Source organism: Pseudooceanicola profundus (genome assembly GCF_054919315.1).
In genome coordinates this window covers 527901-542623 of record NZ_CM142898.1, presented here as the reverse complement: position 1 = coordinate 542623, position 14723 = coordinate 527901, and the positions used below count along the sequence as shown (strand labels likewise).

Annotated in this window: 15 protein-coding genes; 6 read left to right on the top strand and 9 right to left on the bottom strand. The window is 67.5% G+C overall.

Annotated features, from left to right (window positions below; translation table 11 throughout):
* The first annotated feature begins 113 nt into the window (after positions 1–113).
* Positions 114–1421: a short-chain fatty acid transporter gene (locus ACX9MO_RS02435; protein ID WP_462213416.1), complete on the top strand. Its 1308-nt coding sequence runs from the start codon at positions 114–116 to the stop codon at positions 1419–1421.
* Positions 1422–1926: 505 nt separating this feature from the next.
* On the opposite strand, the gene ACX9MO_RS02430 is transcribed toward ACX9MO_RS02435, so the two are convergent.
* From ACX9MO_RS02430 to ACX9MO_RS02415, 4 genes are all read right to left on the bottom strand, one after another.
* Complete coding sequence (locus tag ACX9MO_RS02430) at positions 1927–3423, bottom strand: phosphomannomutase/phosphoglucomutase (RefSeq protein WP_462213415.1); 1497 nt, start codon at positions 3421–3423, stop codon at positions 1927–1929.
* Positions 3424–3447: 24 nt separating this feature from the next.
* Entirely contained in the window at positions 3448–4281 is an 834-nt protein-coding gene (gene kdsA / locus ACX9MO_RS02425) for a 3-deoxy-8-phosphooctulonate synthase (RefSeq protein ID WP_462213414.1), read from the bottom strand.
* A 1-nt stretch (position 4282) separates the two neighbouring features.
* Entirely contained in the window at positions 4283–5731 is a 1449-nt protein-coding gene (locus ACX9MO_RS02420; RefSeq protein ID WP_462214492.1) for a capsule biosynthesis protein, read from the bottom strand.
* A 679-nt stretch (positions 5732–6410) separates the two neighbouring features.
* Positions 6411–7070, bottom strand: a complete 660-nt coding sequence (locus ACX9MO_RS02415) for an ABC transporter ATP-binding protein (protein ID WP_222492537.1) — start codon at positions 7068–7070, stop codon at positions 6411–6413.
* 261 nt (positions 7071–7331) lie between these two features.
* On the opposite strand from ACX9MO_RS02415, the gene ACX9MO_RS02410 reads away from it, so the two are divergent.
* The 3 genes from ACX9MO_RS02410 (at position 7332) to ACX9MO_RS02400 (ending at position 9249) form a co-directional block, all read left to right on the top strand.
* A complete protein-coding gene (locus ACX9MO_RS02410; protein WP_462213413.1) occupies positions 7332–7940 on the top strand; it encodes a uracil-DNA glycosylase family protein in 609 nt (202 codons plus the stop codon).
* Complete coding sequence (locus ACX9MO_RS02405; protein WP_222492542.1) at positions 7937–8752, top strand: SseB family protein; 816 nt, start codon at positions 7937–7939, stop codon at positions 8750–8752. Before ACX9MO_RS02410 ends, ACX9MO_RS02405 begins: the two co-directional genes overlap by 4 nt.
* Before the next feature lie 185 nt (positions 8753–8937).
* Positions 8938–9249, top strand: coding sequence for a hypothetical protein (locus ACX9MO_RS02400; protein ID WP_222492544.1), 312 nt, complete (start codon positions 8938–8940; stop codon positions 9247–9249).
* A 148-nt stretch (positions 9250–9397) separates the two neighbouring features.
* Here ACX9MO_RS02400 and ACX9MO_RS02395 read toward each other — a convergent pair whose 3' ends face one another.
* Positions 9398–9853 (bottom strand): low molecular weight protein-tyrosine-phosphatase, encoded by a 456-nt coding sequence (locus ACX9MO_RS02395; RefSeq protein ID WP_462213412.1) that lies wholly within the window; start codon positions 9851–9853, stop codon positions 9398–9400.
* A 41-nt stretch (positions 9854–9894) separates the two neighbouring features.
* On the opposite strand from ACX9MO_RS02395, the gene ACX9MO_RS02390 reads away from it, so the two are divergent.
* The gene (locus tag ACX9MO_RS02390; protein ID WP_462213411.1) at positions 9895–10581 is read left to right on the top strand and encodes an NAD-dependent deacylase; all 687 of its coding nucleotides are present in this window, start codon (positions 9895–9897) and stop codon (positions 10579–10581) included.
* Positions 10582–10626: 45 nt separating this feature from the next.
* Here ACX9MO_RS02390 and ACX9MO_RS02385 read toward each other — a convergent pair whose 3' ends face one another.
* From ACX9MO_RS02385 to ACX9MO_RS02370, 4 genes are all read right to left on the bottom strand, one after another.
* On the bottom strand, positions 10627–11097 hold the full coding sequence (locus ACX9MO_RS02385; RefSeq protein WP_462213410.1) for a copper chaperone PCu(A)C: 471 nt from the start codon (positions 11095–11097) through the stop codon (positions 10627–10629).
* 53 nt (positions 11098–11150) lie between these two features.
* Positions 11151–11492, bottom strand: a complete 342-nt coding sequence (locus ACX9MO_RS02380) for a hypothetical protein (RefSeq protein ID WP_462213409.1) — start codon at positions 11490–11492, stop codon at positions 11151–11153.
* Between the two features lie 154 nt (positions 11493–11646).
* Positions 11647–11934: a 50S ribosomal protein L28 gene (gene rpmB, locus ACX9MO_RS02375; RefSeq protein ID WP_222492553.1), complete on the bottom strand. Its 288-nt coding sequence runs from the start codon at positions 11932–11934 to the stop codon at positions 11647–11649.
* A 211-nt stretch (positions 11935–12145) separates the two neighbouring features.
* Complete coding sequence (locus ACX9MO_RS02370) at positions 12146–12910, bottom strand: MBL fold metallo-hydrolase (RefSeq protein ID WP_222492555.1); 765 nt, start codon at positions 12908–12910, stop codon at positions 12146–12148.
* 376 nt (positions 12911–13286) lie between these two features.
* On the opposite strand from ACX9MO_RS02370, the gene ACX9MO_RS02365 reads away from it, so the two are divergent.
* The gene (locus tag ACX9MO_RS02365) at positions 13287–14573 is read left to right on the top strand and encodes an NAD(P)/FAD-dependent oxidoreductase (RefSeq protein WP_462213408.1); all 1287 of its coding nucleotides are present in this window, start codon (positions 13287–13289) and stop codon (positions 14571–14573) included.
* Positions 14574–14723: the final 150 nt, after the last annotated feature.

The window sequence follows — 14723 nt, the reverse complement described above, 5'->3', positions numbered from 1 at the left end:
CCTTGTGCACCATTGCATACCTGCATTGACGAGGTTGCACTTTACACGGCACAGTCATGCGTCAGGGTGGCTCTGGACGGGGCAGGAGACCTCGTCCGCGAGAGGAGCTTCCCATGTTGAATTTCATCGCCCGGCCGATGGTCCGGGTCGTCGACCGTTACCTGCCGGATCCCTATATTTTCGTCATCATCCTGACCGTCGTGGTCATGGCCGCGGCCATGCTCTTCGAGGGCCAGTCGCCGATGGCCGTTGCAGCGATGTGGGGCGATGGCTTCTGGGCGCTGCTGCAATTCGCCATGCAGATGGTGCTGGTGCTGGTCACCGGCTACATGATGGCCTCCACCCCGCTGGTGCGGAAGGGGCTGGCCAAGCTGGCCGGACTGGCCAGCAGCGCCGGGGGCGCGATCCTGCTGGTGAGCGTCGTCTCCCTGGCGGCAAGCTGGATCAACTGGGGCTTCGGCCTCGTGGTCGGTGCGCTCTTTGCCAAGGAGATCGCCAAGCAGGTGCGGGTCGACTACCGGCTGCTGATCGCCTCGGCCTATTCCGGTTTCATCGTCTGGCACGGTGGCCTTGCGGGGTCGGTCCCGCTGGCGATCGCCACGGCGGGCCATCCTTTCGAGGTGCAGATCGGCGTGATCGGCACCTCGCAGACGATCTTCTCCTTCTTCAACCTCGCCATCGTGGTGGCGCTTTTCATCGTGGTGCCGCTGGTGAACCGGATGATGCTGCCCTCCGAGGCGGACAGCGTCTTTGTCGATCCGGCCCTGCTGGAGGAGAAGGAGGTGAAACAGCCCGAGGTGATGACCCCCGCCGAGCGGCTGCAGAACTCGGTGATCCTGACCGGGCTGATCGGCCTCGCGGGCGTGGCCTACCTGATCCAGTACTTCCTCGGCGGCGGCACCCTGACGCTGAACATCGTGAACTTCCTCTTCCTGATCGTGGCGATCATCCTCCACGGCACCCCGCGCAACCTGCTGGCCGCGCTGGAAGAGGGGGTGAAGGGCGCCTCGGGCATCGTGATCCAGTTCCCGTTCTACGCGGGCATCATGGCGATCATGGTGCAATCGGGCCTCGCGGCCTCGGTCTCGGAATGGCTGGTCTCGCTGGCCACGCCGGGCAGCTTCCCCTTCTTCGCCTTCATCAGCGCGGGGATCGTGAACTTCTTCGTGCCCTCGGGCGGCGGGCAATGGGCGGTGCAGGCCCCGGTGATCCTGCCCGCGGCCGAGGCGCTTGGTGTCGATGCGGCGCGTGCGGCCATGGCGGTGGCCTGGGGCGATGCCTGGACCAACATGGTGCAACCCTTCTGGGCGCTGCCGATCCTGGGCATCGCGGGGCTGAAGGCCAAGGACATCATGGGCTTCTGCACGCTGCACCTGATCCTGTCCGGCGCGATCATCGCCCTGGGGCTGACGGTCCTGTGACCCTGCGGGTGGGGCGGGGCTCGGTCTGAGACGGGACCCAGTCCGACCGATATCTGCAGCGCCCCCTCTCGCGGGGGGCGGCGGCCAGGTGAGACATCGCCCCCCGTTTGAACGCGGTAGCTGTAAACGATGGAGGTGGGAGGGGGCCCCGTTCAACCGATATTTGCAGTGCCCCCTTCGCGAGACGGTGCGGCCTGTCGAGACCTTGGTTCCGTTCCCGGAGAAGAGTGCAAATTCCGGCGGGAGAAGGGGGCCCAGTCTAACCGTTGTTTGCAGTGCCCCCCTTGGCGCTGCGGGGCGGCCTGGTGAGCCCTTGCCTCCAGTCACCTAGCAAAGTGCAAATTTCGGCGGTGGGAGGGGGCGCTGCCCCCTCTTGGCCTGCGGCCAATTCACCCCCGGAGTATTTCGGGAAAGATGAGGGCCGGGCACCCGTGGTGGGATGTCGGGCCTGGAACGCGAAAGGCCGCCCCTGGGGGCGGCCTTTGTCTGTTCGGGCGAGGTGGGATCAGAAGGTCTGATCGTAGTCGCCGACGCCGGGTTCGGTGCGGATCACGTCGTCGATCTCCTTGAAGATCGCGCGCAGTTCCTCTTCGCTTTCCGAGCTTTCGCAGACCACGACGAGGTTCGGCGTGTTGGACGAGGCGCGGACAAGGCCCCAGGAGCCGTTCTCGAGGATGACGCGGGCGCCGTTCACGGTGACGACTTCCTTGATGGGCTTGCCGGCAAAGGTGTCGCCGGCCTCGGCCTTGGCGACCAGCTTCTGCACCAGGCGCTCGAGGATGTCGTATTTCTCGGTATCCGCGGCGTAGGGCGACATGGTGGGCGTCGACCAGGTCTTGGGCAGGGCCTTGCGTAGGTCCGACATCTGCATGTCGGGGTTGCGGTCTATCAGCTTGCAGATCTCGACCGCGACGCGCATGCCGTCATCGTAGCCGCGGCCCACGGGCTCGGCCATGAAGTAGTGGCCGGATTTCTCGAAGCCGGCGAGCGCACCCAACTCGTGCACGCGGCGCTTCATGTGGGAGTGGCCGGTCTTCCAGTAATCCGCCTTGACGCCGTTTGCCTTGAGCTCGGGGTCGGAGGCGAAGAGGCCGGTGGATTTCACATCCGCCACGAAGGTCGAGCCGGGGTAGAGCTTGGAGAGGTCGCGGGCCATGATGACACCGACCTTGTCGGCGAAGATTTCCTCGCCCTCGTCGTCCACCACGCCGCAGCGGTCGCCGTCCCCGTCGAAGCCGAGCGCGAAGTCCGCGCCGGAGGCCTTCACGCTGTCGGCCATGTCATGGAGCATCTCCATGGCCTCGGGGTTCGGGTTGTAGTTCGGGAAGGTGTAGTCGAGCGTGTTGTGGCTCTCGACAACCTCGACACCGAGACGCTCGAAGAGGGCCGGGGCGTAGGCCGCGGCGGTGCCGTTGCCGGTGGCGCAGACGACCTTCAGCTTGCGGGTCATTTTGAAGTCACCGACGAGGTCGTCCATGTAGGCATCCCAGACGCCTTCGACGAACTCGTAGGAGCCGCCGGCGCGGGCCTCGCCCTTGCCTTCCAGCACGATCTCCTTCAGCTCGCCCATCTCGTCAGGGCCGTGGGTCAGGGGCATGTCGAAGCCCATCTTCACGCCGGTCCAGCCGTTCGGGTTGTGCGAGGCGGTGACCATGGCCACGGCGCAGCCCCCGAGGTGGAAGGAGGAGAAATAGGCCATCGGCGTGATGCAGGGGCCGATGTCCTTCACCTTGATGCCGGCCTGCATGAGGCCGAGGATCAGGGCGTTCTTGATGGCGAGCGAGTAGTCGCGGTAGTCGTTGCCGACCGCGATGACCGGCTCGATGCCGCGCTTGATCATCTGGGTGCCGAGGCCGAGGCCGAGGGCCGTCATGCCGGGCAGGTTGATCTCTTCGGGGTATTTCCAGCGGGCGTCATACTCGCGGAAACCCGTCGGCTTGATCATCGGATCGCGCAGGAATTCCCAGGTGTTCGGCTTCACGTCGGCAATGGGTTTGGTCACGTTGGTCTCGCTCTAATGTTCTTTTTACAAACGGATCGGGTCGGCCTTGGCCAGACGGTCGAAGGCCATCAGGCTGGCAATGAGTTTGTCCATCTCATGTAACGGGATCATGTTCGGCCCGTCGCTCGGCGCGTTATCGGGATCCTCGTGGGTCTCGATGAAAACGGCCGCGATGCCCAGAGAAACGGCAGCCCGCGCCATGACTGGCGCGAATTCGCGCTGTCCGCCGGAGGAGCCGCCCTTGCCGCCGGGCTGCTGCACGGAATGGGTCGCGTCCATGACCACGGGGTAGCCGGTCTGGGCCATCTGGGGCAGGCCGCGCATGTCGGCGACGAGGGTGTTGTAGCCGAAGGAGGTGCCGCGCTCGGTCAGCAGGATGCGCTCGTTGCCGGTGGAGGCGATCTTGGCCGCCACGTTGGGCATGTCCCACGGCGCGAGGAACTGGCCCTTCTTCACGTTGATCGCGGCCCCGGTTTCGCCGGCGGCGAGCAGGAGGTCGGTCTGGCGGCAGAGGAAGGCGGGGATCTGCATCACGTCCACGACCTCGGCCACGGGGACGCATTGCGCCTCGCTGTGGATGTCGGTCAGGACCGGAACGCCGAACTTTTCCTTCACGCCCGCGAGGACCTCGAGGCCCTTGTCCATGCCGAGCCCGCGCTTGCCCGAAAGCGAGGTGCGGTTGGCCTTGTCATAGGAGCCCTTGAAGATGAACTGCGCGCCGTGGGCCGCGCAGATCTCCTTCATGGTGCCTGCGATCATGTGGGCGTGGTCTGCGCTTTCCAGCTGGCAGGGGCCCGCGATCACTGTCAGCGGGGCGTCGTTGCCCACCGAGAGTGCGCCAATCTCTACTGTTTTCATATCAGGAGGATACCTGTTCCCTCAGAATCGATGCCGTCAGCGAGATCATCAGGTAAATCCCGGAAAAGATCAAAAACGCCAGAACGGTGTTTTCGAACGCCCTCGGATAGGAGGGATCTTCCGGGGGGACCGGACGCACGCTGGTGGTCAGGTAGCGCACCTGCCGGTTGGCTTCCAGTTCCGTCTGCTTCTCGTTCTGGAGCGCGGACTGCAGGAACAGGTCCGCGGTGGCCAGATCCGCCTGTGCCATCTGGATCCGCGCCGCTTTCTCGGCAAGCGAAGAGTCGCCGGTGGTGGCGTCGGTCATCTTGCCGTTGAGGTCGTCGAGCATGCTCTGGAGCCGGTCCACGTCGCCGCGCGCGCCCTCGACCCGGGCCGAGTTCGGCCGCGCGTTGTCGAGCAGGGCCTGCAGTTGCAGTTGCTTCTCCTGAAGCTGGACCTCGATATTGTTGATCTGCGCCCGGAGCCCCGCGATGATCCCCTCCGGGTCCACGACGGAGCCTTCCTGCAGCTGGACCAGCGCTTCCTGCGCCTCACGGCGTTCGGCCTTGGCCCGTTCGAGGCTTTCGCGCGCGGTGGCCATGCCGTCCTCGCGCTTGCGGCGGCTGAGTTCGTCGACGCGGTCCTCGGCATAGGAGATCAGCGCCTCGGAGAACTGCGAGGCCACGTTGGGATCGGCGGCGATCACCTCCATGCGGATCACGCCCTCGGTCGGGTCGTAGCCGATCTTCACGTCCTTCTTGTAGACCTTGTAGGCCTCCTCGTTCGAGGGATCGGGGCTCAGGCGCTGGATCGGGTCGATCCAGGGCTGGCTGAAGTGGCTCTTGAAGCCGACATCCCGGTCCAGCCGGACCATGGCGTCCTTGGACTGCAGGTAGGATTGCACCGCGATGCTGTCCTGGTTCGTGGCGAACTGGGTGCCCGAAAGCAGCCCGCCCAGGCCCCCGCCGCCCTGGTTGTCGGCCTGAAGGATCAGGAACTCGGACTTGGCGGCATACATCGGCGTGGCGACGCCGTAGAAGTACCAGCCTGCGAGCACCGTGGGGGCGAAGACGAAGAAGGCCAGCCGGGTGAAGAGCAGCGCGGTACGGCGGCGGCGGCGCTTGGCGATGTCCTTCTGGATTTCGCCGATCTCGCGCATCCGGCGCTGCATCGGCGAGGCGAGCTCGGTCGAGGGGAGGAACTGCGCGTCCTGCTTGCCGGCCTCGACGGTCTGGGGCAGCTGGACCCGGGCCTCCTCGGACGGCTCCTTCTGGTTGTTGTTGACCACGAGGTCGAGCGTATTGGTCCGCGAGAACGGGTCGATCCCGCGGGCGCGCAGCTGACGCACCGCGTCGAAATCGGAGGTGACGGCGAGGCCGTGCTTCTGGGCCACGCGCCGTGCCATGCGCAGCTGGCGCCCGGTGAGGCCTTCCTTGCGGATCGTGTCGATGTCCTGCTCGACCTTCATGCCATGGGCCGAGGTCACCTCGCCATCGCGGGACGGCGACAGGGGGCGGGGCGCTGTGGCAGGGCGTTGGGGCGCGGCGGCCTGCGGGCCGCTGGCCGGGGCGCTGCCGGGCTGTGCCTGCGGTGGGACCGGGCGGGGGGGCTGACCCTGCGATTGGTTCTGAGGTTGGCCCTGAGGTTGGTTTTGGGGCTGGCCCTGGGGTTGGCCTGCCGCGGCCCCCTGCGGGGCGCTGACGCGGCGCACCTGCACGCTGGCGGGGCGGGACGGCTGTTCGGGCGCGGGACGGGCGGTCGCCGTGGGCTGCGCCGGCGTGGGACGGGGGCGGGGGGCCGTGGCCTCCGCCTTCGGGGGCTCGGGGGCTTCGGCCTTCGGGGCGGCGGGGCGCGCGGAGGGCTGCGCCGGCGTTGCGCGGGCGGCCTGTGCGGTCTCGGCCCGTTTCAGAAGTGCCGCGCGCAGTTCGACCGGGGAGGTGGGTTTCTGCGCCTGAGGGGCGTCAGGCGTGCTGTCGGGCGTGGCTTGCGGCGTGGCCGCACCGGGGTCGACCTTGGGCGCGACGCCCGCATTGGCGCCCTGTTCAAGGCCTCGTTCAGCGCCCCGTTCAGCGCCTGTCTCGATGCGGGCCTCACCACGGGGGACTGCGCCGCCTTCGGTGCCCTCGCCGCGACGGAGACGGAATTTCTTAGCCTTGGGTTTCGTAGTCATAGAGGTGCTTCGCTTCTTCCAAGGTGTCGAACATATGCAATTGGCCGTTCATCAGGACGGCGGCCTCGCTGGCGAATTTCTGCAGGACCTGCGGCTGGTGCGAGACGATGACCACGGTGGTCGTCGCCAGCCGCTCGCGCAGGATTTCCCCGGCCTTGCGGTTGAATTCCACGTCGGTGGAGGAGGGCATGCCCTCGTCGATCAGGTACATGTCGAAGTCGAGCGCCAGCATCAGGGCAAAGCTGAACCGCGCCCGCATGCCCTGCGAATAGGTTCCGATCGGCTGCTCGAAGTAATCGCCGAGGTTGCACATCCAGCGGCAGAAGGCCTCGACGTAATCCGGATCCAGCCCGTAGAGCCGCGCGATGTAGCGGGCGTTCTCGAAGGCGGAGTGGCGCGAGATGACGCCGCCCATGAAGCCGAGGGGGAAGGAGATCTTGCACATCCGGTGGATATGCCCCTCGTCGGGTTTCTCCAGCCCGGCCATCATGTTGATCAGGGTGGTCTTGCCGGTGCCATTGGGAGCGAGGATGCCGAGCGAGCGGCCAAGCTCGACCCGGAACGAAACCTGGTCGAGGATCACCTTGCGCTGTTTGCCTGTCCAGAAGGACTTGCTGACGTTCTCGAATTCGAGCATTCGACGCTCCGGCTCTACCCTGCGTCCCCTTTGGCGAGGATCTGCTGTGGCTGCCCCATGGCGTATAGTATGCGGCAGGAGTGTGCCGTATGCCAAGTTATCGCGGCGAAATTGTGGCTTGGTTAACCAAACACCGCAGCAATCCGGTGACACGGGCGGGATTGTTTCGCCATCTTTCGGTTCTAGCGGAGGTTGCGGGGCGCCCGTGGGGGCGCGGGCGGCATGGGTTGACCTCCTGCCGTGCCGGTGCAACCTGAGCCCATGCCAGATGACAGCCCCGCCCTCGTGCCCCCGCTGGTGGAGGAGATCCGCGCCTGCCGCGTCTGCGCCGCGCGCTTTGCCGCCACGCGCACTGCCCACAGGCCGCGTCCGGTGGCCTGGTTCCGGCCCGGGGCGCGGCTGCTGGTGGCAGGGCAGGCGCCGGGGATGCGGGTGCATGAAAGCGGCAGGCCCTTCGACGACCGATCCGGTGACCGGCTGCGCGACTGGATGGGGATCGACCGCGAGACCTTCTACGACCTGACCCGGGTGGCAGTGGTGCCGATGGCCTTCTGCTTCCCGGGCTATGACGCGAAGGGATCGGACCTGGCGCCGCCGCCGATCTGTGCCGAGCTCTGGCACGAGCGGGTCATGGCCGCACTGCCGGGCATCCGGCTGAAGCTCCTGATCGGGGCCCATGCGCATCGCTGGCACCTCGGCGGGCGGATGGGCGTGACGGAGCGTGTCATGGGCTGGCGCGACCATCTTCCGGACGTCCTGCCCTTGCCTCATCCGTCGTGGCGCAATACGGCTTGGCTTCGCAGAAACCCATGGTTCGAGGACGCGCTGCTGCCCGTCCTGCGGCTGAAAGTGCAGGAGGCGCTGCAATGACAGACACACCCGAGGCAGAGCTGACCCCGCTGGATCAGGCCCACGCCGCGATGGAGGCCGCCCCCGAGGACGACGCCGCACGGCTGCGCTTCTACGAACGGCTGGCCGACAACGAACTCTTCCTGATGCTGACCGAGGAGGCCAAGCCCGAGACCGTCAGCCCGCATATCTTCGACCTCGGCGAGGGCGAACAGGTGGCGCTGGTCTTCGACCGCGAGGAACGGCTCTCCGCCTTCAGCCCGCTGCCGGTACCCTACGTGGCGCTGTCGGGCCGGGTGATCGCCGCGGCGCTCGCGGGGCAGGGGATCGGGCTGGGGGTGAACCTCGGCGTGGCGCCCTCCTCGATCCTGCTGCCGCCCGAGGCGCTCGGCTGGCTGGCCGAGACGCTGGGCCATGCGCCCGACGAGATGGAGGCCCGGATTGCCGAGGTCCACGCGCCGGGCAAGCTGCCCGAGGTGCTGCTGCAGGGGCTCGACGTGAAGCTGGCGATGGCGGGTGGCCTCGCGGTGTCCGCGGTGCTGGCCGAGGTCGTCTATGACAGCGGCGCGCGCGGCCACATGCTGGGCTTCATCGACGTGAAGGACGGGGCCGAGGCCCCTCTGGCCAAGGCCGCGGGCGAGGCGCTCGCCTTCTCCGGGATCGACGCGGGCTGGATGGACGTGGGCTTCTTTGCGGCCGAATCTGCCGTGGGCGCGGCCCTGCTGCGGCGCGGTCTGAAGGTCGACCTGCCCGAACCTGAGGTCCAGAAACCGGCCCGGGTCGAGCGTGTGGCCCCCGGATCGGACCCCGACAAGCCGCCGATTCTGCGCTAGGGGCTGGGTTTTGCGCGGGGACGCGCCACAATGCATGGTGGTGCGGACCCCGCGGTTGACAATCTTGTCAGATTTCATCGCCCCAGATTGAAAAAATGCTGGAATTCTGGTAAGACACGACCAGTTCCTAAAGTGCTGCGGGACCGGGGAAAACATCCGGACCGCGATCGAGCAGAGGCAGAAACATGAACAAGACCATTCTCGGGGCCGCCGTTCTGGCGTTGACCCTTGCCAACGTCGCAACTTCCGCAAATGCCGGCCCCATCAGCCGCGCCTGCATGAGCTCGGACCGGGGCGCGCGCTCCTCGGGTCTGTGCAGCTGCATCCAGAAGGTTGCGAACCAGACCCTGAACTGGACCGATCAGCGTCAGGCCGCCAAGTTCTTCCGCGAGCCGCAGCGCGCGCAGGATGTGCGCATGTCGACCACCCAGAACGACAACGATTTCTGGGCGCGCTACAAGACTTTCGGCGCCGAGGCCGAGCGCAGCTGCAGCTGATCGAGACGCCCCCGCCCGGGGGCGTTTTCGTGTCCGGATGCGATCGCGACGGGGCGGGAGGCGCAACTGCGCCGGACCGGGCTGATCTGTCGTGGCACGTGCCGACGGGTGTGCAACCTTGGCACGCCCGGCTTCAGAGCGCCCGGCTTCAGAGCGAGGTCAGGAGCCCCTGTGCGGCGGCCTCGATCAGCTCCAGCGCGCCATCGAAATCGCGCGTGTAATAGGGATCGGGCACCGCGGTGACGCCGGTCTGGGGCGCGTAGTCCATGAAGAGCTTCAGCGTGGCCCCGGTGCCCAGGTCCATCGCCTTCAGGTCTACGAGGTTCTGCGCGTCCATCGCGAGGATCAGGTCGAAGTCCTTGAAATCCTGCACCTTCACCTGACGGGCGCGCAGCGACGACAGGTCGTAGCCGCGCCGTTTCGCCGCCCGCTGCATATGGCCGTAGGGCGGCTCCCCCACGTGCCAGTTGCCGGTGCCCGCGCTGTCGAGAACCAGCGGACGGCCCTCGGCGAGGCGGCGCACGACGCCCTCCGCCGCCGGCGACCGGCAGATGTTTCCGAGGCAGACGAACAGGATGCGGGGTGGCGTTGCAGGATCGGACATGGTGAGGTGATAGGACAGCACCAGCGCGGGGGAAAGACCTGATGGAGAAGATCGTCATCCTGACCGGGGCGGGCATCTCGGCGGAAAGCGGGCTCGGCACCTTTCGGGGCGCGGGCGGCCTGTGGGAGAACCACCGCGTCGAGGACGTCGCCACGCCCGAGGCCTTCGCGCGCGATCCGAAGCTGGTGACGACCTTCTACAACCAGCGCCGCGCCGGGGCCGCCACCGCCAGGCCCAACGCTGCCCACGCGGCGCTCGCCACCTTGCAGAGGGACTACGACGGCGAGGTCATCATCGTGACCCAGAATGTCGACGGCCTGCACGAGGCGGCGGGGGCCGAGGTGTTGCACATGCACGGGCAGTTGGACCAGGCGCTCTGCGCGGCCTGCGGGCACCAATGGCCCGCGCCGATGGAGATGCAGGTGGGGGAGGTCTGCCCGTCCTGCGGCGGGGGCTTCGGGCGGCCCGACATCGTCTGGTTCGGCGAAATGCCCTATCACATGGACGAGATCTTCGAGCATCTGGTGACCTGCGGCCTCTTCGCGGCGATCGGCACCTCGGGGCAGGTCTATCCTGCCGCGGGCTTCGTGCGCGAGGCGGATGCCGCGGGTGCCCATACCATCGAGCTGAACCTCGACCCGTCCTCGGTCGTGTCGCAATTCGCCGAGACCCGCTTCGGCCCGGCGACGCAGACCGTGCCGGACTGGGTGAGGGGCCTGCTGGGCTGAGCCCGGCAGGCAGAGGCGCCCCATCCTGCGGGGCGCGCACCGGTGTCAGTTGCCCGTCTTGCCGTGGTCGGGCTTGCGCTCCAGGTCGACGGGCACGGTGATCGTCACGTCGCCCGCCTTCTCGAAGGTCAGGGTCAGGTCGAAGCTCTCGCCCTGGGTCATCGGCCGGGTCAGCCCCATGAACATCACGTGCTTGCCACCCCGTTCGAGGCGCAGCTCGCCATCGGCGGGCATCTCGAAGCCTTCCTCGACATGGAGCATTTTCATCACGCCGCCGCCCATGTCCTGATGGGTGTGCAGCTCGACCTTCTGGGCGATGTCGGAGGCGACGCCGATCAGACGGTCGTCCTCGGTCGAGCCATGGTTGTGGATCACCATGAAGGCCGCGCCGGACTTGGCGATCGGCGAGGCGGCGCGGGCATAGGCGTCATGCACCTCGATCCCCTCCGCGAGCGCGGGCAGGGGGGCGGCAAGGGTCAGCGCGGTCACGGCCACGCGCAGGAAATTAGGGGACATCTCGTCTCTCCTCCGGAAAATTTCGGTCGATTCGTCTGGCAACAGGTCTGGGATCAGGCCGCGCGGGGCGGATCCCGGACGCTGGAGAGAATCACTTCGGAGGGGGCGCTGCGGGCGGGGGCAGCCTCGGGCCGCCAGCGATGCCAGAGCCCGGGTGGGGCTGGCAGCACCGGCTGAAGCGCCACGGCTTGCAGCAGCGAGAGCGCGAAATCGGGGCAGAGCACCGGCGGACCGACGGGCTGGCCGTCCTTGTCCACGTGGACCATGACCGGGCCGGTCCCGGTGCAGAGCGTCGCCATGCCCGCGGGCAGGGGCCGGGTGCGCGCCTCGGCCATGGCCTGGGCGGTCACCAGCAGCAGAAGGGCAAGCCCGATGGCGGCGATGCGGCGCAACATGCCCCCGTTATATCCGCTCCGCGAAAGCGGACAATGCGACAAATACGGGCGACAAATACGGGGCGACAGTCACCGGGCGACACATGCGGGGGCCCGAAACGGAAACACCCCCGCCCGGGGGCGAGGGTGTAAAACCGTCAAAAGATCAAAGGGTTCAGGCGGTTGCCTGGGCCTTGATGATCTCTTTCTTGACCTTGAGGGCCGAGTCGGACAGCTCTGCGTCCTTGGCCTTCATCAGGAACTTGTCCAGCCCGCCGCGGTGATCCACCGAGCGCAGGGCGGAGGCCGTGATCCGCAGCTTGATGCCACGGTTCAGGGTCTCGGATTGCAGGGTCACGTCGTTCAGGTTCGGCAGGAACCGGCGACGGGTCTTGTTGTTAGCATGGCTGACGTTGTTGCCAGTCATGGGGCCTTTTCCGGTCAGTTCGCAGCGGCGCGACATGATTTCGTCCTCGTCTGGTGCAGCTCTGGATCATCAGGGCGGCAGCCGCCCTCTTCAATGCGATGGGGCACCGCCAGCGGCGGCGCCCCGGAATTCGTCCGCGCTGCATATGTCCAAACGCCGGTGGCGTCAAGCCCTGTGGGGCACCCTGTGGCAGGGCCATGACAGCGCGTCTGAGTGCCGGCAGTGCCGACGCTGCGTCACCTGCGGCTTAGCCGTACCACGGGCCCATGACAACCTCCGTTTCGGCGCCCTTGTCCGAAAGCAGCTGTGCAAACTTCTCGGGATCGCTGTCGCGGTAGTGGTAGGGATAGACCACCTTGGGGGCGAAGGCGGCGACGCCGTCCGCGGCCTGCTCCTCGGTCATCGTGTAGGGCAGGTTCATCGGGACGAAGGCCACGTCGATGTCGGTCAGGGCCCGCATCTCGCGGGTGTCCTCGGTATCGCCCGCCACGTAGAGGGTGAGGCCGTCGATGTGCAGCACGTAACCGTTGTCGCGCCCCTCGGGGTGGTACTGCTTGCGCTCCTCGGTGGTGTTGTAGGCGGGCACCGCGTCGATATCGACGCCGATCACCATGGCCTTCTCGCCGTTGGCGAGCGCGGTGGCGCGGGCCTTGAGCCCATCGGGCAGCTTGTCGAAGACCGCCGGGTTGGTCACCAGCTGGGTCGAGGAGCCGACAAGGGCCGCCAGCGTCTCGGCATTGTAGTGGTCGCCGTGCTCATGGGTGATGAGGATCAGGTCCGGCGCGGGCATGTCCTCGTATTGTGCGGCCTCGCCCACGGGATCGCAGTAGATCACCCCCGAGGGCGTCTCCATCACGAAGGAGGCGTGCGAGACGGGGCGCACCACGACTTCGCCGCCATCGGTGGCGTAGCTGTCGGAAGCCCCGGCCTGCGCCATCAGCGCGGTCGGGCGGATCACGGTGGTCGCCGCACCTGCGGCAGCCACGGCGAGGAAGGTTCGTCTGGGCAGCATGGTCACTCTCTCCCGGTTTGATTTGCCAGAGAGGGTAGGCCGCCGGCACGATCCGGCACCTCACGTTTCCGTGGGGGCAGCGCCGCGGGCGGCGCATGCCCGCCGGCCGCGGAGTGCGCGGGACACCGCGAGCGGCGGGCAGGGCGGGGGACGGGGGCTCGCTGGCGCGGTGAGTCGGTGTACCACTGTATCCAGATGTTTGATTTTTATGCGATTTCCGCCTGGCACGGCGGAAACTGGCGGGCGGGGCCGGGGGCAAGGGCGGAAATCCTCCCGATTTATGCCGCGGTGCAGCGAAATCCCTTCCCAATTCCCGGTCGCGGACCTAGGTCACACCCCGGGAGGACAAAGATCTATCGGATGTGAAGGTATCGTCATGGAGAAGAAGCATCACGTGGTTGTCGTGGGCGGGGGATTCGGCGGTCTCGCCTGTGTCCGTGCGCTGAAGCAGGAGGGGGTGGAGATCACCCTCGTGGACCAGCGCAACCACCACCTCTTCCAGCCTCTGCTCTATCAGGTCGCGACCTCGATCCTTCCCACCTCCGAGATCGCCTGGCCGATCCGGCACCTGCTGAAGGACCGGCCCGAGGTGCGCACGCTGCTGGCCGAGGTCGAGGGCGTGGACCCGGAGGCCCGGGAGCTGCGTTTCACCGACGGCGGGCGGCTGCACTATGACACGCTGGTCCTCGCGACCGGGGCGCGGCATTCCTATTTCGGCAACGACAGCTGGGAGAGTTCCGCCCCGGGGCTCAAGACACTGGAGGATGCCACGGCGATCCGGCGCCGGATGCTCTCGGCCTTCGAGGCGGCGGAACGGTCGTCCGATCCCGAGGAACGCCGCGCGCTGCTGACCTTCGCGGTCGTGGGCGCGGGCCCGACCGGGGTCGAGCTGGTGGGGATCATCGCCGAGCTGGCGCAGCGGGTGCTGCCCTCCGAGTTCCGCACCATCGACACCCGCGAGGCGCGGGTGCTGCTGGTGGAGGCGGGGCCGCGGGTGTTGCCGGCCTTCCCGGACGGGCTTTCCGACTATGCCACGCAGGCCCTGGCCGAGCTGGGGGTCGAGGTGCGCACCGGCACCCCTGTGACGGAATGCGACGGCGACGGGATCACCATCGGCGCGGAGCGTATCCCGGCGCGGACGGCGATCTGGGCCGCCGGCGTGAAGGCCAGCCACGCGGCCGAATGGCTGGGTGTCGCGGGCGACCGGGCGGGGCGCGTGCCTGTGGGGGCGGACCTCGCCCTGCCGGGCCGGGCGGAGGTCTTCGTCATCGGGGACACGGCGGCGGTGACCAACGTGGACGGCACGCCGGTGCCCGGCGTGGCACCTGCGGCCAAGCAACAGGGCGAATACGTGGCCGGCGTGATCGCGGCGCGGGTGGCCGGTCGGGCACTGCCGGGGCCCTTCCGGTATCGCCACCAGGGCAGCCTGGCCACCATCGGGCGCCGGGCCGCCGTGGCGGACTTCGGCCGGATCAAGTTGCGCGGGGCGCTCGCCTGGTGGGTCTGGGGCATCGCGCACATCTATTTCCTGATCGGCACCCGCAACCGCGTGGCGGTGGTCTGGAGCTGGTTCTGGTCCCACACCACGGGCAACAACTCGGCCCGGCTGATCACGCAGGGCAAGCAGGGCATCGCCGTCCCCCGCGCCCCGAGCTTGGATTAGTGAGATCCGGTTCGGGCGGCGCAGCTGCCCGACAAACGATCCGGGGGATCGTTTGAGGATCGAACGGGCGGAGCCCATCCGGTTCGGGCGGCGCAGCTGCCCGACAAACGATCCGGGGGATCGTATGAGGATCGAACGGGCGGAGCCCTG

What these genes read in the sequence shown, in the direction of transcription:
- ACX9MO_RS02410 (WP_462213413.1), top strand. Translation starts at nt 7,332, where the DNA reads ATGCCAGATGACAGCCCCGCCCTCGTGCCCCCGCTGGTGGAGGAGATC.
- ACX9MO_RS02435 (WP_462213416.1), top strand. Translation starts at nt 114, where the DNA reads ATGTTGAATTTCATCGCCCGGCCGATGGTCCGGGTCGTCGACCGTTAC.
- ACX9MO_RS02415 (WP_222492537.1), bottom strand. Translation starts at nt 7,070, where the DNA reads ATGCTCGAATTCGAGAACGTCAGCAAGTCCTTCTGGACAGGCAAACAG.
- ACX9MO_RS02395 (WP_462213412.1), bottom strand. Translation starts at nt 9,853, where the DNA reads ATGTCCGATCCTGCAACGCCACCCCGCATCCTGTTCGTCTGCCTCGGA.
- ACX9MO_RS02370 (WP_222492555.1), bottom strand. Translation starts at nt 12,910, where the DNA reads ATGCTGCCCAGACGAACCTTCCTCGCCGTGGCTGCCGCAGGTGCGGCG.
- kdsA (WP_462213414.1), bottom strand. Translation starts at nt 4,281, where the DNA reads ATGAAAACAGTAGAGATTGGCGCACTCTCGGTGGGCAACGACGCCCCG.
- ACX9MO_RS02400 (WP_222492544.1), top strand. Translation starts at nt 8,938, where the DNA reads ATGAACAAGACCATTCTCGGGGCCGCCGTTCTGGCGTTGACCCTTGCC.
- ACX9MO_RS02385 (WP_462213410.1), bottom strand. Translation starts at nt 11,097, where the DNA reads ATGTCCCCTAATTTCCTGCGCGTGGCCGTGACCGCGCTGACCCTTGCC.
- ACX9MO_RS02365 (WP_462213408.1), top strand. Translation starts at nt 13,287, where the DNA reads ATGGAGAAGAAGCATCACGTGGTTGTCGTGGGCGGGGGATTCGGCGGT.
- ACX9MO_RS02420 (WP_462214492.1), bottom strand. Translation starts at nt 5,731, where the DNA reads ATGAAGGTCGAGCAGGACATCGACACGATCCGCAAGGAAGGCCTCACC.
- ACX9MO_RS02405 (WP_222492542.1), top strand. Translation starts at nt 7,937, where the DNA reads ATGACAGACACACCCGAGGCAGAGCTGACCCCGCTGGATCAGGCCCAC.
- rpmB (WP_222492553.1), bottom strand. Translation starts at nt 11,934, where the DNA reads ATGTCGCGCCGCTGCGAACTGACCGGAAAAGGCCCCATGACTGGCAAC.
- ACX9MO_RS02390 (WP_462213411.1), top strand. Translation starts at nt 9,895, where the DNA reads ATGGAGAAGATCGTCATCCTGACCGGGGCGGGCATCTCGGCGGAAAGC.
- ACX9MO_RS02380 (WP_462213409.1), bottom strand. Translation starts at nt 11,492, where the DNA reads ATGTTGCGCCGCATCGCCGCCATCGGGCTTGCCCTTCTGCTGCTGGTG.